General features: G+C 54.3%; 13 protein-coding genes. 5 read left to right on the forward strand and 8 right to left on the reverse strand.

Translation table 11 applies throughout. The annotated features are described in order from the left end of the window. Positions 1-74: 74 nt before the first annotated feature. The 5 genes from M9H61_RS18920 to M9H61_RS18940 form a co-directional block, all read right to left on the reverse strand. Positions 75-593, reverse strand: a complete 519-nt coding sequence (locus tag M9H61_RS18920; protein WP_206926963.1) for a hypothetical protein — start codon at positions 591-593, stop codon at positions 75-77. Positions 594-655: 62 nt separating this feature from the next. After that, on the reverse strand, positions 656-1345 hold the full coding sequence (locus tag M9H61_RS18925; protein ID WP_068519482.1) for an exonuclease domain-containing protein: 690 nt from the start codon (positions 1343-1345) through the stop codon (positions 656-658). A 5-nt stretch (positions 1346-1350) separates the two neighbouring features. After that, positions 1351-3219, reverse strand: a complete 1869-nt coding sequence (locus M9H61_RS18930; RefSeq protein WP_101245688.1) for a DUF294 nucleotidyltransferase-like domain-containing protein — start codon at positions 3217-3219, stop codon at positions 1351-1353. 190 nt (positions 3220-3409) lie between these two features. Next, complete coding sequence (locus M9H61_RS18935; RefSeq protein WP_068519484.1) at positions 3410-5176, reverse strand: sodium:solute symporter family protein; 1767 nt, start codon at positions 5174-5176, stop codon at positions 3410-3412. A 25-nt stretch (positions 5177-5201) separates the two neighbouring features. Then, entirely contained in the window at positions 5202-5462 is a 261-nt protein-coding gene (locus M9H61_RS18940) for a DUF4212 domain-containing protein (RefSeq protein WP_068519485.1), read from the reverse strand. Between the two features lie 618 nt (positions 5463-6080). On the opposite strand from M9H61_RS18940, the gene ettA reads away from it, so the two are divergent. Then, on the forward strand, positions 6081-7760 hold the full coding sequence (gene ettA, locus M9H61_RS18945; RefSeq protein WP_101245690.1) for an energy-dependent translational throttle protein EttA: 1680 nt from the start codon (positions 6081-6083) through the stop codon (positions 7758-7760). A 142-nt stretch (positions 7761-7902) separates the two neighbouring features. On the opposite strand, the gene M9H61_RS18950 is transcribed toward ettA, so the two are convergent. Together M9H61_RS18950 and M9H61_RS18955 are read right to left on the reverse strand one after the other, a co-directional pair. After that, positions 7903-8544 (reverse strand): phospholipid-binding protein MlaC, encoded by a 642-nt coding sequence (locus tag M9H61_RS18950; RefSeq protein WP_068519488.1) that lies wholly within the window; start codon positions 8542-8544, stop codon positions 7903-7905. A gap of 9 nt (positions 8545-8553) precedes the next feature. Further along, complete coding sequence (locus tag M9H61_RS18955) at positions 8554-9252, reverse strand: VacJ family lipoprotein (RefSeq protein WP_228196350.1); 699 nt, start codon at positions 9250-9252, stop codon at positions 8554-8556. Between the two features lie 393 nt (positions 9253-9645). Here M9H61_RS18955 and M9H61_RS18960 point away from each other — a divergent pair, with 393 nt between their 5' ends. The 4 genes from M9H61_RS18960 (at position 9646) to metH (ending at position 15378) form a co-directional block, all read left to right on the forward strand. Next, entirely contained in the window at positions 9646-10623 is a 978-nt protein-coding gene (locus M9H61_RS18960; protein ID WP_250282321.1) for a metalloregulator ArsR/SmtB family transcription factor, read from the forward strand. Between the two features lie 61 nt (positions 10624-10684). Next, the gene (metF, locus tag M9H61_RS18965) at positions 10685-11578 is read left to right on the forward strand and encodes a methylenetetrahydrofolate reductase (RefSeq protein ID WP_369813526.1); all 894 of its coding nucleotides are present in this window, start codon (positions 10685-10687) and stop codon (positions 11576-11578) included. A gap of 51 nt (positions 11579-11629) precedes the next feature. After that, positions 11630-12694: a homocysteine S-methyltransferase family protein gene (locus M9H61_RS18970; protein ID WP_242512714.1), complete on the forward strand. Its 1065-nt coding sequence runs from the start codon at positions 11630-11632 to the stop codon at positions 12692-12694. A 38-nt stretch (positions 12695-12732) separates the two neighbouring features. Beyond that, positions 12733-15378, forward strand: coding sequence for a methionine synthase (gene metH, locus M9H61_RS18975; protein WP_250282324.1), 2646 nt, complete (start codon positions 12733-12735; stop codon positions 15376-15378). Positions 15379-15502: 124 nt separating this feature from the next. On the opposite strand, the gene M9H61_RS18980 is transcribed toward metH, so the two are convergent. Further along, positions 15503-16747, reverse strand: coding sequence for a multidrug effflux MFS transporter (locus M9H61_RS18980; protein ID WP_250282326.1), 1245 nt, complete (start codon positions 16745-16747; stop codon positions 15503-15505). Positions 16748-16895: the final 148 nt, after the last annotated feature.

The following is a 16895-nucleotide window of genomic DNA, read 5'->3' on the forward strand; positions in this document are numbered from 1 at the left end:
GTTCGTGTCCGCAAAAACAAACAGCCCGTAAAAAGCGGGCTGTCGGGATCGGGTGATGAAGAATTCGGCGGTGGTTACTGGCAGACCGCCGCGCGCAGCGGATCGTCAGCATCCATGTCAAACCATTCGGTCATGTCGGTCGGAAAGCCGTTTTCATCAAGATTGTTATCGGCAGTGATATAGCCGCGTTTGCCCGATGCACAGTCCACAAGATGGGTCAGTGCCAGTGTTTCGGCACCTTTTTTCAGCAGCAATGTGGTGACCCGTTTCTGATCAGGATTGCCGGGATTGGTGACAAGCTTGTCCCGGTCAATGGCGGTAAAGCGATTGATCGGCGCAGAAATCAGGGTCCAGGGGGCGAACGGGTTTTCGTCGGTGAAGGTCTGAATAACGGTGATGGTATCGGGAAGGCGGGCGTCATAGCGTTCAAACCAGCTATATTCATCCCAGATCATGTAGCAGAACATCGCAACAGCCGCGACGAAGGGGATGACATATTTCGGTGCCTTGCGCCCCCACAGGCGAAAAAGCAACATGACCACCCCGGCCGCAGCAAACCCAACGACAACCGTCGTGAAAATAAAGACATACATGCGTGCGGCTCCCAGTTCCCTGTTATATTTGTTCGGGCCTTTTTTAATGCCCTATCATCGGATTAGCGCAGTATCCGGTTGAGCTCAAGTTCGCCTTTTGGATCACGTTTGGCAATCTGTGCCAGAAACAGCCCCGAGGCGGCAATTGCATCGGACAATGCGTTATGGGCGCGAAATGGTGGCAGGTTATGACTGCGTCGCAAATTATCAAGTTTCAGCGCCCCTGATTTCATTGGCTGTCCGCTGCGATGCAGGTCGCGCAATGCCAGAACCAGGGTATCAACCGTTGGAATTTGCAGTGGCGCACCAAAACATCGTTTGCAGGCCTGACCCAAAAAGCCGAGCTCGATCGGGGCGTGATGCGATATCAGGACCCGGCCAGCCATTTGGGGCAGCAAATGTTCAAGTGCGGTCGCAATGTCGGGGGCATCGGCCACGTCACTGTCAAAGATGCGGTGAACAACAACCGAACTTTCACGAAGTTCTCCGCGCGGGCGGACCAGAATATGTTCGCAGCTGGCGAAATCGACGCCGAGCTGGCGGATAATCACCCAGCCCAGACTGACGATCTCGTCGCGTTTGGGATCAAGACCCGTGGTTTCGAGATCAAGGGCGATAAATTCGGTCTCCATCACCGACCGGGCCGGATCGGCAGGCGGGATATCATAATAGCGGCGCAACGGGCCGGTGGCCTTGCGCTGGATGAAATCGCGATAGAGCTGACTGTCGAAGATTTTCTGGCGCAACCCCATACCGATCAGGTCCCGCTTTTGCCAAAGGCGTGTTCAAGCGCACCCTGAAGGTTTTTGATCACCGAAAAGGCATCCTTGAGGTGGCTGCGCTCAAACGCAGACAGGCTTTCAGGATGAAGGAAGTTGTCCGGGGCATCCCCGCGTCGGATTTGCCGCACCTGATGTTTCAGGCGCGTGATGCTGATGAATTCGAACGCATCAAGCAGATCGGATGCCCCCTGTGTGCTGATGGATGGCAATGGTTTGATGGCATGAAGACGTTCGAAGGTATTGACTGCTTCGACCCCATTTGCCAGCGCGTGGATACGCGCAATATCAACAATCGGGACCACGCCATTATGTTTCAGATCAAGGGTCCGGTCATGTTCTCCGCCGCGGATCATCACAAAGTTTTTAAAGAAGCCCAGCGGCACATGATGGGTCAGGGCATTGCCAACCATATAGGCCTGGAAAATACGGTTGTCGCGGGCCTTTGACACAATCAGGCGGTGCAGATTGTCAAACAGGCTTTTTGTGCCGTGGATCGGGCGCAAGTCGAACCAGACCGAACACAACATCAGGGCCTTGGGTTCGGGTTGTTCGATCCATTTGTTGAAATATTGCTGCCAGACCCGCACGGGCTGACGCCACTGGTCGGTTTTTGCCATCATCTCGCCCGGGCAAAAGACATAGCCAACCGTATTCAGCCCGTCACAGACAAAATCAGCCAGCGCCTTGAACCAGGCCCCGTGCTGTTCGGGATCATAGGTGTCATCAATGATCAGGCAGTTATCCTGATCGGAAAGGGCGGTTTGTTCCTGTCGGCCCTGGGATCCGCCAGCCATCCAGACATAGGGAACGGGCGGCGGGCCAAGCTTTTCTTCGGCCAGTTGCAAAAGCCGGACGGTTGCTGCATCAGACAGGGTGGTGACGATATGCCCGGCATTTTGCGATGTTGCGCCCGCTTCGATCAGGTGGCTGAGAAGTTCGGGAACCTGTTCGATCACCTTTGCCATGTCTGCCGGATTGGTGAGCTTGCCGATCCGTCCGGCCATGTAAACGGCGGACAGGGATTGACGCGCCAGCAGGTTGTTGGTGGTGATCATGCCGACCGCCTTGCCGTCTTTCATGACCGGAAGATGGCGCACATTGTGTCGCGTCATGGTCAGCAGCGCGTCAAAGGCATAATCATCGGGATGAACCGAGATCGGGTTGGCGGTCATGATTTCGGTTACCGGTTCATCATAACTGCGCCCCTGGGCAACAACTCGATTGCGAAGGTCGCGGTCGGTCATGATACCGGCAATCTCGTCGGCACCCTCTGTGATCAGCAGGCAGGAAACTCGTTCCTTGCTCATCAGTTTTCCGGCTTCAAGGATGGTGGCCGATTTGTCGATACTGACAAGATCGCGGGCAATCAGGTCGGCGACCTTGATGCTCATGAGTTTGAGCTGATCGTCATCGCGGCTTTCAATCAGTTGCATGCCGCTGCGCAGCCGGTCGCCCCCCATCTGGGCAAAGAAATATTTGAATTGCGGGTATTTCCCGGCCAGTTCGTGAAAGTCCTTTTCCGGTAACAGGTAACACAGGCTGTCTTCAAGGGTGGTGATGTTATTGGCAGCCTTGCCATTGCGGAACATCGCGCGCACACCGAAACATTCCCCTTCGGACAGGCGTGCAAGAAGCTGGCCGTCCGGATCGCGGGTTTCGGTGCCGCCAGTCCGGATGATGTAAAGATGAAGGCATTGTTCTTCGGGGGACAGGACCTTGGTGCCGGCGCGGAAATACCGGGCCGTCAGCCGTTTGGGCAGGGCATTGATTTCTTCGTCAGGCAACAGCGCAAACGGGTGATGCTGTTTGAGAAATTCCGCGATTTCTTCGAGTTCGATGCTCATGCCTTTTGTCCTCCGTCAGAGGCTGTTTGATTTAATTTGCACAGCGTGGCCGGTTGGTGGGCCAACATAAATCAATGCAAACCAAATAAAACAGACCCGCCGTCATTGTTGCCTGATAGCAACCGAAAAGAAAAGCCCCCGGACCAGTGATCCGGGGGCCTGCAACAGATTTGGCAAACCGGTTGACCGATTAATGGTCAACCGCGCCACCGGCTCCTTTCGGAACGCGGATGTCTTCAACCATGTGCTGGATATGTGCCGGCGGTTCAGCGGTGACTTTCGACACAGCGAAAGCAACGATGAAGTTCAGAACCATACCCACGGTACCAATGCCTTCCGGCGAGATACCGAACAGCCAGTTGTCCGGCGTGTTGGCAATGATCGGATCGAAGAACACACCTTTATAGGCAAGGATATAGCCCATGGTGAAGATCAGACCCGTCAACATGCCGGCAATCGCGCCTTCGCGGTTAACCTTCTTGGAGAAGATCCCCATGATGATAACCGGGAACAGCGAGGATGCCGCAAGACCGAAGGCAAAGGCGACCACCTGTGCCACGAAGCCCGGCGGGTTGTACCCGAGATAACCGGCAATCAGGATCGCAACAGCTGCTGCGATACGTCCTGCCATCAGTTCCTGGCCTTCTGTCATGTCCGGTGTGAAGGTACCTTTGAGAAGGTCATGCGACACGCCAGAGGAAATCACAAGAAGCAGGCCGGCAGCAGTCGACAGCGCAGCGGCAATACCGCCCGCAGCAACCAGTGCAATGACCCAGTTCGGAAGCTGTGCAATTTCCGGGTTGGCCAGAACCATGATGTCACGGTCCACGCTCAGCTCGTTGCCAGCCCAGCCATATTCGGCAGCCTTGGCAGCGAATTCTGCGTTCGCATCGTTGTAATACTGGATGCGACCGTCACCGTTCTTGTCCTCGAAGCTCAGAAGGCCGGTTGCTTCCCAGCGCTTCATCCAGTCCGGACGTTCTTCATAGGACAGGTTGCCGTCTTCGGCACCAACTTCACCGGTCTGGATGGTTTCGGTCAGGTTCAGACGAGCCATTGCACCAACTGCCGGGGCAGTGGTGTAAAGCAGCGCGATGAAGACCAGCGCCCAACCAGCCGACGAACGTGCGTCACGCACTTTCGGTACGGTGAAGAAGCGAACGATAACGTGCGGAAGACCGGCAGTACCAACCATCAGGGCGGCGGTGATGGCAAAGACATCAATCGTCGACTTGTTGGTGGTCGTGTATTCAAGGAAGCCGAGTTCCGTCACGACATTGTTGAGGCGTTCAAGCATATATTCGCCGGTACCATTGACGGTCGAGCCGAATGCCAGCTGCGGCAGCGGATTGCCGGTCAGCTGGAAGGCAATGAAGATCGCCGGAATGGTGTAGGCAACAATCAGAACGCAATATTGTGCAACCTGGGTATAGGTAATGCCCTTCATGCCGCCAAGAACGGCATAGATGAAGACGATGCCCATACCGACGATCAGACCGGTAAGAATTTCGACTTCAAGGAAGCGCGAGAACACGATACCGACGCCGCGCATCTGGCCTGCCACATAAGTGAACGAAATAAAGATCAGGCAGATAACAGCAACGATACGGGCCGCTTTGGAATAATAGCGATCGCCGATGAATTCCGGCACGGTGAACTTGCCGTATTTACGCAAGTAAGGTGCCAGAAGCATGGCCAGCAGGCAGTAGCCGCCGGTCCAGCCCATCAGGTAAACCGAGCCGCCATAGCCAAGGAAGGCAATGAGGCCAGCCATAGAAATGAAGGAAGCAGCCGACATCCAGTCTGCTGCGGTCGCCATGCCGTTGACGACCGGGTTAACACCTTTGCCAGCGACATAGAATTCGCCGGTGGTGCTCGCCTTGGCCCAGATCGCGATGCCGATATACAGCGCGAAGCTCAAGCCTACGACGATATATGTAAGGGTAGTAAGATCCATTTTGTCTGTCTCCCCAGATCCAGCGTCAATCGTCGTCTTCGTGAACGTCGAACTCGCGGTCCAGTTTGTTCATCTTCGACACATAAACGAAAATCAGTGCGACAAAGACATAGATGGACCCCTGTTGAGCAAACCAGAAACCAAGCTGGAAGCCCGCTATTTCGATACTGTTAAGGGCATCGACAAACAGAATGCCGAAACCGTAGGAAACGATGAACCAGATCACAGTCAGAGTTGCGACCAGCTTCACGTTTCTCTTCCAGTAGGCTGCGCTTTGTTCATCCATCGCGCGTCTCCTTCCTAGAATTGATAACTTCCCCTGCCGACCGTTTGTTGTGTTTTTGTCAGTCGGCCGCATGTACTAAGCGGCAATGAAACTGTAACGACACACTCATTGCCTTCTAAGCTCGATACCAGTTTTCGGGATTCCCCAGAAGCTAATCATTAGTCGTATAGAACAGTGCGTTAGCGACGGTCTGGTTGAATGAACCGGCCAAAATCACAAAGATTTCCGCCAGTTTTTCCATTGTGCAATGCGGTATTTTTGGTTGAGTTTTCGGGGTGAATAAAACACTCATAGATTGCCGTTTGGCAGTGTTCCGGATGCTTTTGGTCTGTTTGGGGGCGATTGCCTGTGGTGGTTTGCATATCGGTTGCGGATCAAATTTCCGCGTCGCTTGCACAAAAAATTGCCGGGCGCGGTTGCCCGATCACCAATTTCGACAAAGTTAGAGGGTGTCCTGCCCCCGCGTGCGGCTTGCATGCGGGCATGTGCGGTTTGAAGTTGTTAAGCGCAAGCACGTCGGTTACAAACGGGCACAGCTTTTCAGGCATGAATATGTGCATGCCGTCGTGATCCGGTCCCGATGGGGACGGACCCAATGACATTTGGATGGGGAATTTAATGGCATCCTACCAGTATATTTACGTCATGAAGGACCTGACCAAGATCCTTCCGGGCGGTCGTGAACTTTTCAAGGGCATTACGCTGTCGTTCCTGCCGGGCGTAAAGATCGGTGTTCTGGGGAACAACGGTGCGGGTAAATCGACGCTGCTCAAGATCATGGCAGGCATCGAAAAGGATTTTGCCGGTGAAGCATGGCCGGCAGAAGGTGTTCGCGTTGGTTACCTTGAACAGGAACCGCAGCTGAACCCGGCAAAGGATGTTCTTGGCAACGTCATGGAAGGTTGCGGCCAGGTTGTTGACGATCTTGCGCGCTTTAACGAAATTAGCGCCAAATTCGCCGAGCCGATGACCGATGACGAGATGAATGATCTCCTTGCCGAGCAAGGTGAACTTCAGGAACGCATCGATGCGGCCAATGGCTGGGATCTTGAGCGTACGCTTGAAATCGCCATGGATGCGCTGCGCTGCCCGCCCAAAGATGCCGATGTGTCCAAGCTTTCCGGTGGTGAACGCCGTCGCGTTGCGCTTTGCCGTCTGCTGCTGGCCAAGCCGGACATTCTGCTGCTCGACGAACCGACCAACCATCTTGATGCGGAATCGGTTGCGTGGCTTGAACGTCACCTGGAAGATTATCAGGGCACCGTCATTCTGGTTACCCACGATCGTTACTTCCTTGATAACGTTACCGGCTGGATCCTTGAACTCGACCGTGGTCAGGGCATCCCGTATGAAGGCAATTATTCCTCCTGGCTGGAACAGAAGCAGAAGCGTCTGGAACAGGAAGCCCGTCAGGAAGGCAGCCGCCAGAAACAGCTGGCAACCGAGTTGGAATGGATTCGCCAGAACCCGAAAGGCCGTCAGGCAAAATCCAAGGCCCGTGTCCGTGCCTATGATGATCTTGTCGCAGAAGCCGCCAAGGCAGTTCCGGATTCGACCAAGATCGTTATTCCGATTGCAGAGCGCCTTGGTAACGAGGTTATCACTGCCGAAGGTCTGACCAAGGCATTTGGCGACAAGCTTCTGTTTGATGATCTTCATTTCCGTCTGCCGCCGGGCGGTATCGTTGGTGTGATCGGCCCGAACGGTGCCGGTAAAACCACGCTGTTCAAAATGCTGACCGGAACCGAAACCCCGGATTCCGGAACGCTGAAGATCGGTGAAACCGTCAAGCTTGGCTATGTCGATCAGTCGCGTGACTCGCTTGATCCGAACAAGACCGTCTGGCAGGAAGTTTCCGACGGCCTGGACGAGATCCTTCTGGGCAAACGTCCGATGTCATCGCGTGCCTATGTTTCGCAGTTTGCATTCAAAGGTGCGGACCAGCAGAAAAAAGTCGGTCAGCTTTCCGGTGGTGAACGTAACCGCGTTCACCTTGCCAAGATGCTGAAATCGGGCGCAAACGTGCTGCTGCTTGACGAACCGACCAACGATCTTGACGTCGATACGCTGCGTGCGCTTGAAGAAGGTCTTCTGGAATTTGCCGGTTGTGCTGTGGTTATCTCGCACGATCGCTTCTTCCTTGACCGTATTGCGACCCACATCCTGGCTTACGAAGGCAATTCGCATGTCGAATGGTTCGAAGGCAACTATCAGGAATACGAGGCGGATTACAAACGCCGCTATGGTGAAGAGGCAAGCCGCCCGCACCGCATCAAATACAAGCCGCTTACCCGTTAATTCGGGAAAGGGTATTGTGAATTGTGAAAGGCCACCTTCGGGTGGCCTTTTGTTTTGGCGCGCAATGGGCTTATTTCCGGACAAAGAAAAAGCCACCATCTGGAAATGGTGGCTTTGATCTTTTGATGGTGTGGTCTGTGACCTAAAGGCCGGTTTTTGCCTTAAGCGCGCTGGTCAGGGCGCTGACATCATCGTTATTTTGCTGGATCACCGAGGTGAATTCGTCACGCTGGGTGATGCCCATGCTCAGACCTTCGATCGAAACATCAATGATCTTGTAATGGTTATCAAACAGACGCATACGCCAAACGATATTGACCGGCGGGCCATCAGGGCGAACGAACTGTGAATTGACGAAGGTGTCCTTGTTCTTTTCCGTCTCGCTGCCGACAACGAACTGTTCGCCGTTAAAGGCTTTGAACTGGTTGGCATAATTCAGCGCGAGATAGTTCTGAAGAAGCTTGGAAAACTCGTCGATTTCTTCCTTGGAGATGGAACGCCAATAGCGGCCGAGCACAAAGCGCGACACAACTTCCATTTCGAAGTAGCGATCCATCAGGGCAACGAATTTCTGGCGGCGGACATCATCGCCAAGCGTCTGGTCGGTCAGTTCGGCCATTGCCTGATCGGCAAGGGACTGAATGACATTGGCCGCACTTTGGTCAACGGCGACCTCTGCGATCACCGGGGATGCGGTGGTCGCGGCCATAACCGGGCCAGACCAGACCGCAGCAACACCAAAAAGTGCGGCTGCTGCGGGGATGATGATCTTGGTCTTGGTCATGGATTGCTCTTACTGGCTTGCGGCTTCGACGGCGTCGTCAAAGCTAAATTCAGCACTTTCATCCTCGACCGCAGAAGCCGGTGCAGGTGCACCGTTGCGAATCAGGGTGTTGCGCTGCTGGCGATACAGGCTGCGCAGGGCTGCATAATAGTCGATTGACGATTTCTGCAACTCGTTAAGCTGATTGACGGTCGCATAGCGATAATGCAATGCGCTTACACCGATCGAGCCAAGATAAAGTGCTTCGGCGGTGTCGCTATTCTGTGCGCCCCAGGTCAGAGGGTTGGCAACATAGTCAACACCAAGGCCAACACTGTCACGCAAGTTGGACGGGCCAATCAGCGGCAGAACAATATAAGGACCGGCACCGACGCCATAATGCGCAAGGGTCTGACCGAAATCTTCACGACGGTACGGAATGCCGAAATCGGCAGCGACGTCGTTGAAACCAAGGAAGCCCAGCGTCGAGTTCATGATGAAACGCTGGAACGAGGCTGCGGCCTGATCCGGATCACCCTGAAGCAATGCGTTGAGTGAGTTCAGCGGTTCGTTCAGGTTGCGCACAAAGCTTGCAACCGACGTCTTGACGGGTTCCGGCGCAATATCGCGGTACCACATCGCAGCGGGGTACAGAACCATGAAATCGACTGCGCCGTTTACACCGTGCACAACACGGTTTACCGGTTCAATTGGGTCGAAATCGCTCATATCCTGTGCGGGCTCTGTTGATGCACAAGCCGTCAGCAAGGACAGCGAACCAGCAGCACAGAGTGAAAGTAGAGCTCGAAACTTCATTATTTTCAGCCAACCGATTTTCGATACATAGACTTCCTTGACCCAAGACGTTTTTCGCGCGGGAACACCAAAAAACGTTACCGATCAACTTCCTGCTCTCGAAGTCGGATCATGTATCGCGTACGCCTCGAATATTTATGTGGTTAGCATAGGGCGAAATTAAACGCCAGCATACAAAAAGTTGAAAGGGTTCAAGCCGTTTTACTGTGTGACCTTTTTGCCATACCTCGTTTGGGTGGGAAAATAGTCGTTGATTAAATATAAACATATCTTTATATCTGTTTTTCGTGAATGGGAGAAACGGTTATGGAACAGGTTTTGGCAAGATTGCGCGCGGCCGCCGAAGCGACACGGCTTCGGTTATTGGCGATTTGCGCGGAATGCGAACTGACGGTCAGCGAGATCACGCAGATCATCGGCCAAAGCCAGCCACGTGTTTCCCGTCATCTGAAATTGCTGTGCGAAGCCGGGTTGCTTGTGCGGTTCCGTGAAGGGACCTGGGTGTTCTATCGCACGCCGCATTCCGGCCCGGGGGCCGATCTGGTGCAGCCGGTTCTGGCATTGTTGCCGGCCGATGATGAAATTTTGTCCCTTGATCGGGCGCGTCTTGATCAGGTCAAAGCACAGCGTGAAAAAATCGCCACCGAATATTTCCGCGCCAATGCCGAAGACTGGGACCAGATCAGATCCCTTCATATTGACGAGGCTGTTGTTGAGCAGGCCCTGCTTGATGCGGTTGGCGATCTGAGCGGCGGGCGCATTCTTGATATCGGTACGGGGACGGGTCGGATACTGGAACTGCTGGGCCGAAATGCCGAAGAAGGTGTCGGTGTGGACATGTCGCGCGAAATGCTTGCCGTGGCGCGTGCGCGCCTGCAACGTGCCGATCTTTCCAATTGTCTGGTGCGTCAGGCCGACATGTATCAGCTGCCGTATCCGGGGGGCATGTTTGATGTCGTGACCCTGCATCAGGTTCTTCACTTTGCCGAAAAGCCTGATGCGGCAATCGCCGAAGCCGCCCGCGTTCTGGCGCCTGGGGGCAGGCTGGTGGTTGTCGATTTTGCCCCGCATGATCGCGAAGAATTGCGTGAAGAGCACGCGCACCGGCGCCTTGGCTTTGAAGATTCGTCGATCAGTACGTGGTTTCGCGCATGTGAACTTGTATTCGACAATGTCATAAACCTGCCCGGCAAGCCGCTGACCGTCCGGATCTGGACAGCGCATGCCGCAACCCAGGCCGCCACACAGACACCAGATAAAAGCACCGACAGGGCTGCGGAATAATCCGTATCACCCGAGACCAAAAATAAAGCCCGATCCAAGGGAAAGCGAAGACAGGATTGAAATGATGACGGTTCAAGAAAAACAGGCAGCACGCAACGATCTGCGGGTTTCATTCGAATTCTTTCCGCCCAAAACGGAAAAGATGGAAGAAACCATGTGGCGATCGATCCATCGTCTTGCGCCGCTGAACCCGTCCTTTGTTTCGGTGACCTATGGCGCGGGCGGTACCACGCGTGATCGCACACATGGCAGTGTCACCCGAATTCAGGGCGAAACCGGCATTCCCGCGGCCGCGCACCTGACCTGTGTTGGTCATACCAAGGATGAAATCGAACAGATCGCCCGTAAATACTGGGACGAAGGCATTCGTTCGATCGTGGCCCTGCGCGGTGATCTGCCCGATGCCGGTGATACCTATGAACCGACCCCGGGTGGTTATCCCTATGCGGTTGATCTTGTTGCCGGGCTTAAGGAAATTGCCGATTTTGATATTTCGGTGTCGGCCTATCCGGAAATGCATCCCGATGCACCAAGTGCCGATTTCGAGATCGATTATCTGAAACGCAAGATCGATGCCGGGGCCAACCGTGCGATCACGCAGTTCTTCTTTGATAACGAGACCTATCTGCGGTTCCGTGACAAATGTGATGCTGCTGGCATCACGGCCCCGATTGTTCCGGGCATCCTGCCGGTGACCAATTTTGCATCGCTTTTGAAATTTGCCGATATGTGTGGGGCGTCTGTGCCGGAACGCTTGCACTGGCGTTTTGACGGTCTGGACGAAGATCCGGAAACGCGCCGCATGGTTGCATTCCACGAAGCCATTTCACAGGTTGAAGGGTTGATGAAGGAAGGGGTTAGCGACTTCCACTTCTATACCCTGAACCGTGCCGAACTGACCTATGCCATCTGTCATGCGCTGGGTATCCGCGGAACGGACAAGGCTGCGGCCTGAGTTCCGATTACCGATAACAGCAAAGCCTGACTGAAAGACTGGATGAAAAAGATGAATGATCGCAAGGAACGCGTCGCCCTGCTGCGCAAACGGGCCGAACAAAAGATACTGATCCTTGATGGCGCCATGGGCACCATGATCCAGAAACACAAACTGACCGAGGAAGATTATCGCGGTGAACGGTTTGCCGACTGGAAACAGGATGTCAAAGGCAATAACGATCTTCTGTCTCTGACCCAGCCAGACATCATCAAGGACATCCATCTGCAATATATTGCGGCAGGTGCAGACCTTCAGGGGACCAATACCTTCAGTGCGACGACCATCGCGCAGGCCGATTACGGCATGGAAGATCTGGCCTACGAGATCAATTTCGAAAGTGCCAAGATCGCGCGTCAGGCCTGTGACGAATGGGAAGCTGCCCATCCCGGCGATGTGCGTTTTGTGAACGGTGCCATTGGTCCGACCAACCGCACGGCATCAATCTCGCCGGATGTGAACAATCCGGGCTATCGCGCGATCACCTTTGATCAGCTTAAAGACGCCTACAAGGAAGCGGCCAAGGGGCTGCTTGACGGTGGTGCGGATACGCTTCTGGTCGAAACCATTTTCGATACGCTCAATGCCAAGGCCGCATTGTTTGCCATCGACGAAGTTCTTGAAGAACGCGGTGAAGATGTTCCGGTCCTTATTTCGGGTACCATCACCGATGCATCGGGCCGTACCCTTTCAGGGCAGACCACCGAAGCATTTTATAATTCGGTCCGCCATGCCAAGCCGTTTTCGATCGGTTTGAACTGCGCACTTGGTGCTGCGCAGTTGCGCCCCTATGTGCAAGAACTGTCGCGCATTGCCGAATGCCGCGTTTCGGTTTATCCCAATGCCGGCCTGCCGAACGAATTTGGTGAATATGATCAGAGTGATGCGGAAATGGCCGCACTGGTCAAGGAATGGGCTGAAACCGGCATGGTCAATTTGCTGGGCGGATGCTGTGGCACGACGCCGCCGCACATCAAGGCGATTGCCGATGCCGTGGCGAATGCCAAGCCGCGGGCGCTTCCGAAAATTGAACCCAGAATGCGTTTGTCCGGCCTTGAGCCGTTTGACGCTGCGTAAACCCGATATTGATTGCTGAAAAGAGATCGAACAGACCCATGACCGACATTTCCAGATTTATCAATATTGGTGAACGTACCAACGTTGCCGGATCGCTGAAATTCAAAAAGCTGATCGTTGACGAAGATTACGATGCAGCCCTTGAGATTGCCCGCCAGCAGGTCGAAAACGGCGCGCAAATCATCGACATCAACATGGATGATGCGATGCTTGATGCCGAAACGGCGATGGTCAAGTTCATCAACCTGATTGCCGCCGAGCCCGATATTGCGCGCGTGCCGATCATGGTCGACAGTTCCAAATGGAACGTCATCGAGGCCGGTCTTAAATGTCTTCAGGGCAAGGGGATCGTCAACTCGATCAGTCTGAAAGAAGGCGAAGAACCCTTTATCGCCCAGGCCAAACAGTTGCGCCGTTACGGTGCAGCTGTTGTTGTCATGGCCTTTGATGAAAAAGGCCAGGCTGATACGGTCGATCGCAAGTTTGAAATTTGCAAACGCAGCTATGACGTTCTGGTCGAAAAAGTCGGCTTCCCGCCCGAAGATATCATTTTCGACCCGAACATCTTTGCGGTCGCAACCGGGATCGAAGAACACGACAACTATGCGGTCGACTTCATCGAAGCCTGCAAGCTGATCAAAAAACACCTGCCCTATGCCAAGATTTCCGGCGGTGTTTCAAACGTGTCCTTCTCGTTCCGGGGCAATAACCCGGTGCGCGAAGCCATGCATTCGGTCTTCCTGTATCACGCCATCCAGGCCGGTCTTGATATGGGGATCGTCAATGCCGGGCAGCTGGTCGTTTATGAAGAAATTCCGGCAGAACTGCGCGAACGCGTTGAAGACGTCATTTTGAACCGTCGTTCTGATGCGACCGACCGTTTGCTTGAGGTTGCCGAAAAATACAAGGGCACCGGCGGTCCGGAAAAGAAAGCCGATCTGGAATGGCGCAAAAAGCCGGTCAATGAACGTCTGGCCCATGCGCTGGTCAACGGCATTGCCGAATTCGTCGAGGAAGACACCGAAGAAGCCCGCCAGCAGGCCGACAAACCGCTTCATGTCATTGAAGGGCCGCTGATGGATGGGATGAACATCGTCGGTGACCTGTTTGGTGCCGGCAAGATGTTCCTGCCCCAAGTGGTGAAATCCGCCCGTGTGATGAAAAAGGCCGTCGCCTATCTGATCCCGTTCATCGAAGAAGAAAAAGACGGTGTGCGCGAAAGCAACGGCAAGATCCTTCTGGCGACGGTAAAGGGCGATGTCCATGACATCGGCAAGAACATCGTTGGTGTGGTTCTGCAATGTAACAATTTCGAGGTCCTCGACCTTGGTGTGATGGTTCCGACCCAGAAGATCATTGAAACTGCCAAGGCCGAAAAGGTCGACATGATCGGGCTTTCGGGCCTGATTACGCCGTCGCTTGAAGAAATGACCTATGTTGCGGCCGAAATGGAACGCGAAGGTCTGGATATCCCGCTTCTGATCGGCGGGGCGACTACGTCAAAGGTACATACCGCAGTCAAGATCGCACCGAACTATAACAAGTCGGTCGTATACGTGATTGATGCATCGCGTGCGGTGGGTGTTGCAAGCCAGCTGGTTTCGGAAACCCATCGCGAACGATTTGCTGCTGAAATCCGCAATGAATATCTGGCGATGGCGGAAAAACACGCCGCCCAGCAATTGCAGAAAAAACGCTTCGCCCTTGCCGATGCGCGTGCCAACAAGGTGCAGCTTGACTGGGATGCCTATGAGGTTCCGGTTCCGGCAAAGCCGGGGATCACCGTGTTTGATGACTTTGATCTTGAAGATCTGGTCGCGCGCTTTGACTGGAAGCCGTTCTTTGAAACCTGGGAACTGCATGGTCGTTTCCCCGACATCCTCAAGGATGAAAAAGTCGGCGAAACTGCGCGCGGTCTTTATGACGATGCGCAGGAAATGTTGAAACGCATTGTTGCGGAAAAATGGTTCAAGCCGCGTGCGGTTGTTGGCATCTGGCCGGCAAACTCGGTCGGTGATGATATCGAAGTCACCCCGGCCCCGGATCAGAATGAGCCGGTCATGCTTCATACCCTGCGCCAGCAGATGTTCCGCGAAAACAACAAACGTCCGAACCGGGCTTTGGCCGATTACATCGCGCCGAAGGAAAGCGGCAAGACCGATTATATCGGTGCCTTTGTTGTGACGGCGGGACCGGAAGTCGAACAGATCGCCTCAAAGCTTGAAGCCGAGCATGACGATTACAATGCCATTCTGGTCAAGGCGCTTGGTGATCGCTTTGCCGAAGCCTTTGCCGAGCGTATGCACGAAAAGGTCCGCAAAGAGCTTTGGGCCTATGCCGCAGACGAGAATCTCGGCAATGATGATCTGATTGCGGAAAATTATCGCGGTATCCGTCCGGCACCGGGTTATCCTGCGTGCCCGGAACATACCGAAAAACGCACCCTTTGGTCGCTTTTGAATGCCGAGGAAAATGTCGGCGTTTCCCTGACCGAAAGCTGTGCGATGACCCCGGCATCGTCTGTCAGCGGTTTCTATTTCGCCCACCCCGAAGCCAAATATTTCGGCCTTGGCAAGATCGAACGTGATCAGGTCGAAAGTTATGCCGAACGCAAAGGCATGACCATGGCCGAGGCAGAACGCTGGTTGGCACCAAACCTGAATTACGATCCACGTCAGTCATAATGATCTGAAGTCATGATGATCTGACCGGTCGCATTGAAAAGCCCCGCAGACTGCACTCTGCGGGGCTTTTTCGTTTAGGGGCTGTCGGGTAAAGGCCGTGTCAGTGTCAGAGCCCGTGTCAGTTTCAGTGTGTCGCCTGACAGAACTTTCCGCGTTCGGTAATGCCGACAATGACGATGGCAATCACACCAAGGCAGAAATATCCACCCAGAAGCGGGATCACCGTGCCGTCAAACTGCTGGCCGATAATGCCCCCGGCAATCACGCCGATCAGGGTGCTATAGACGCCGATCATTGAAGACGCGGTTCCGGCAATGGCGCCAACCGGTTCCATGGCCAGCGAATTGAAATTCGGCATGGTCAGTGAAAAGCAGAACAGCGTCATGGTAAGGCCGATACCAAACAGCCAAAGCGGCGGCTTGCCGTCAAAACCGATTGCGATCAGAACGTTGACCAGACTGCTTGCCGTCATGAAGAACAGGGCGACATGGGAAATCTTGTGCATGCCAAGTTTCCGCACCAGACGGGCATTGACGAAGGACGAGAAACTCATACAGGCCGCAATCATGCCAAAGGCAAGCGGGAACCAGACGCCCAGACCATAGACCTCGGTCTCGAAGATTTGCTGTGCCGAACCGATATAGGCCATCAGACAGGCAAACATCATGCCCATGACGGTGGCATAACCGAATGTCTGGCGGTTGGTCACTGTGGTTCTGATGTCACGGGCAATCCGGCGAACCGAGAGTTTGTGCCGATATTCAGGATGCAGTGTTTCGGGCATCCGAAGCAGGTACCAGCACACAATCGCAATCGCGAGGACAAGCGTACTGACAAAAATCATGTGCCAGTTTGCCAGTGCCAGAATCAAACTGCCCGATGCCGGGGCAAACACCGGAAGAATGATGAACACCATCATGACAAAGGACATGACGCGCGCCATTTCGCGACCTTCAAAACAATCGCGTGTGATCGCCATGGTCAGAACGCGCGGGGCAGCAGCACCAAGTCCCTGGACGAAACGGGCAATAAGCAAATGATCATAGCTGTCGGCAAAGATCGCCATGACCGTGCCGACGGCATAGATGCCAAGTCCGGCGATCAGGGTCGGGCGGCGACCGAAACTGTCGGCAAGCGGGCCATAGACGATCTGCATCAGGCCAAAGGCAATCATGAAGACATAAATCAGCATCTGCATGCGGTTGCCGTCTTCGATGCCGAAATCGGCAGCAATCGGGCCAAAGGCCGGTAACAGGTTGTCAATCGACAGGGCGACAAGCCCGATGGTGATGGCCATCAGACAGACAAATTCAGCAAAGCCGGGTAGCGGTCGTACCGCAGTGCTACCCGTGGGTCGGGGATCATTCATTTTCGGATTCCGTATCAACACGGTTTGGGTGGCGTCAGAAATTCTGAACAGACGGCGAAGAATGCTGCATTTCCCCCGTCGATGGCAATGATCGTTTTTTGAAAGCTGTTTGGTTGTGGACACCGGCTGACGGGGGAGGACGCGGGTA

It is taken from the genome of Thalassospira sp. GO-4, assembly GCF_023588965.1.
GTDB classification, from domain to species: domain Bacteria; phylum Pseudomonadota; class Alphaproteobacteria; order Rhodospirillales; family Thalassospiraceae; genus Thalassospira; species Thalassospira povalilytica.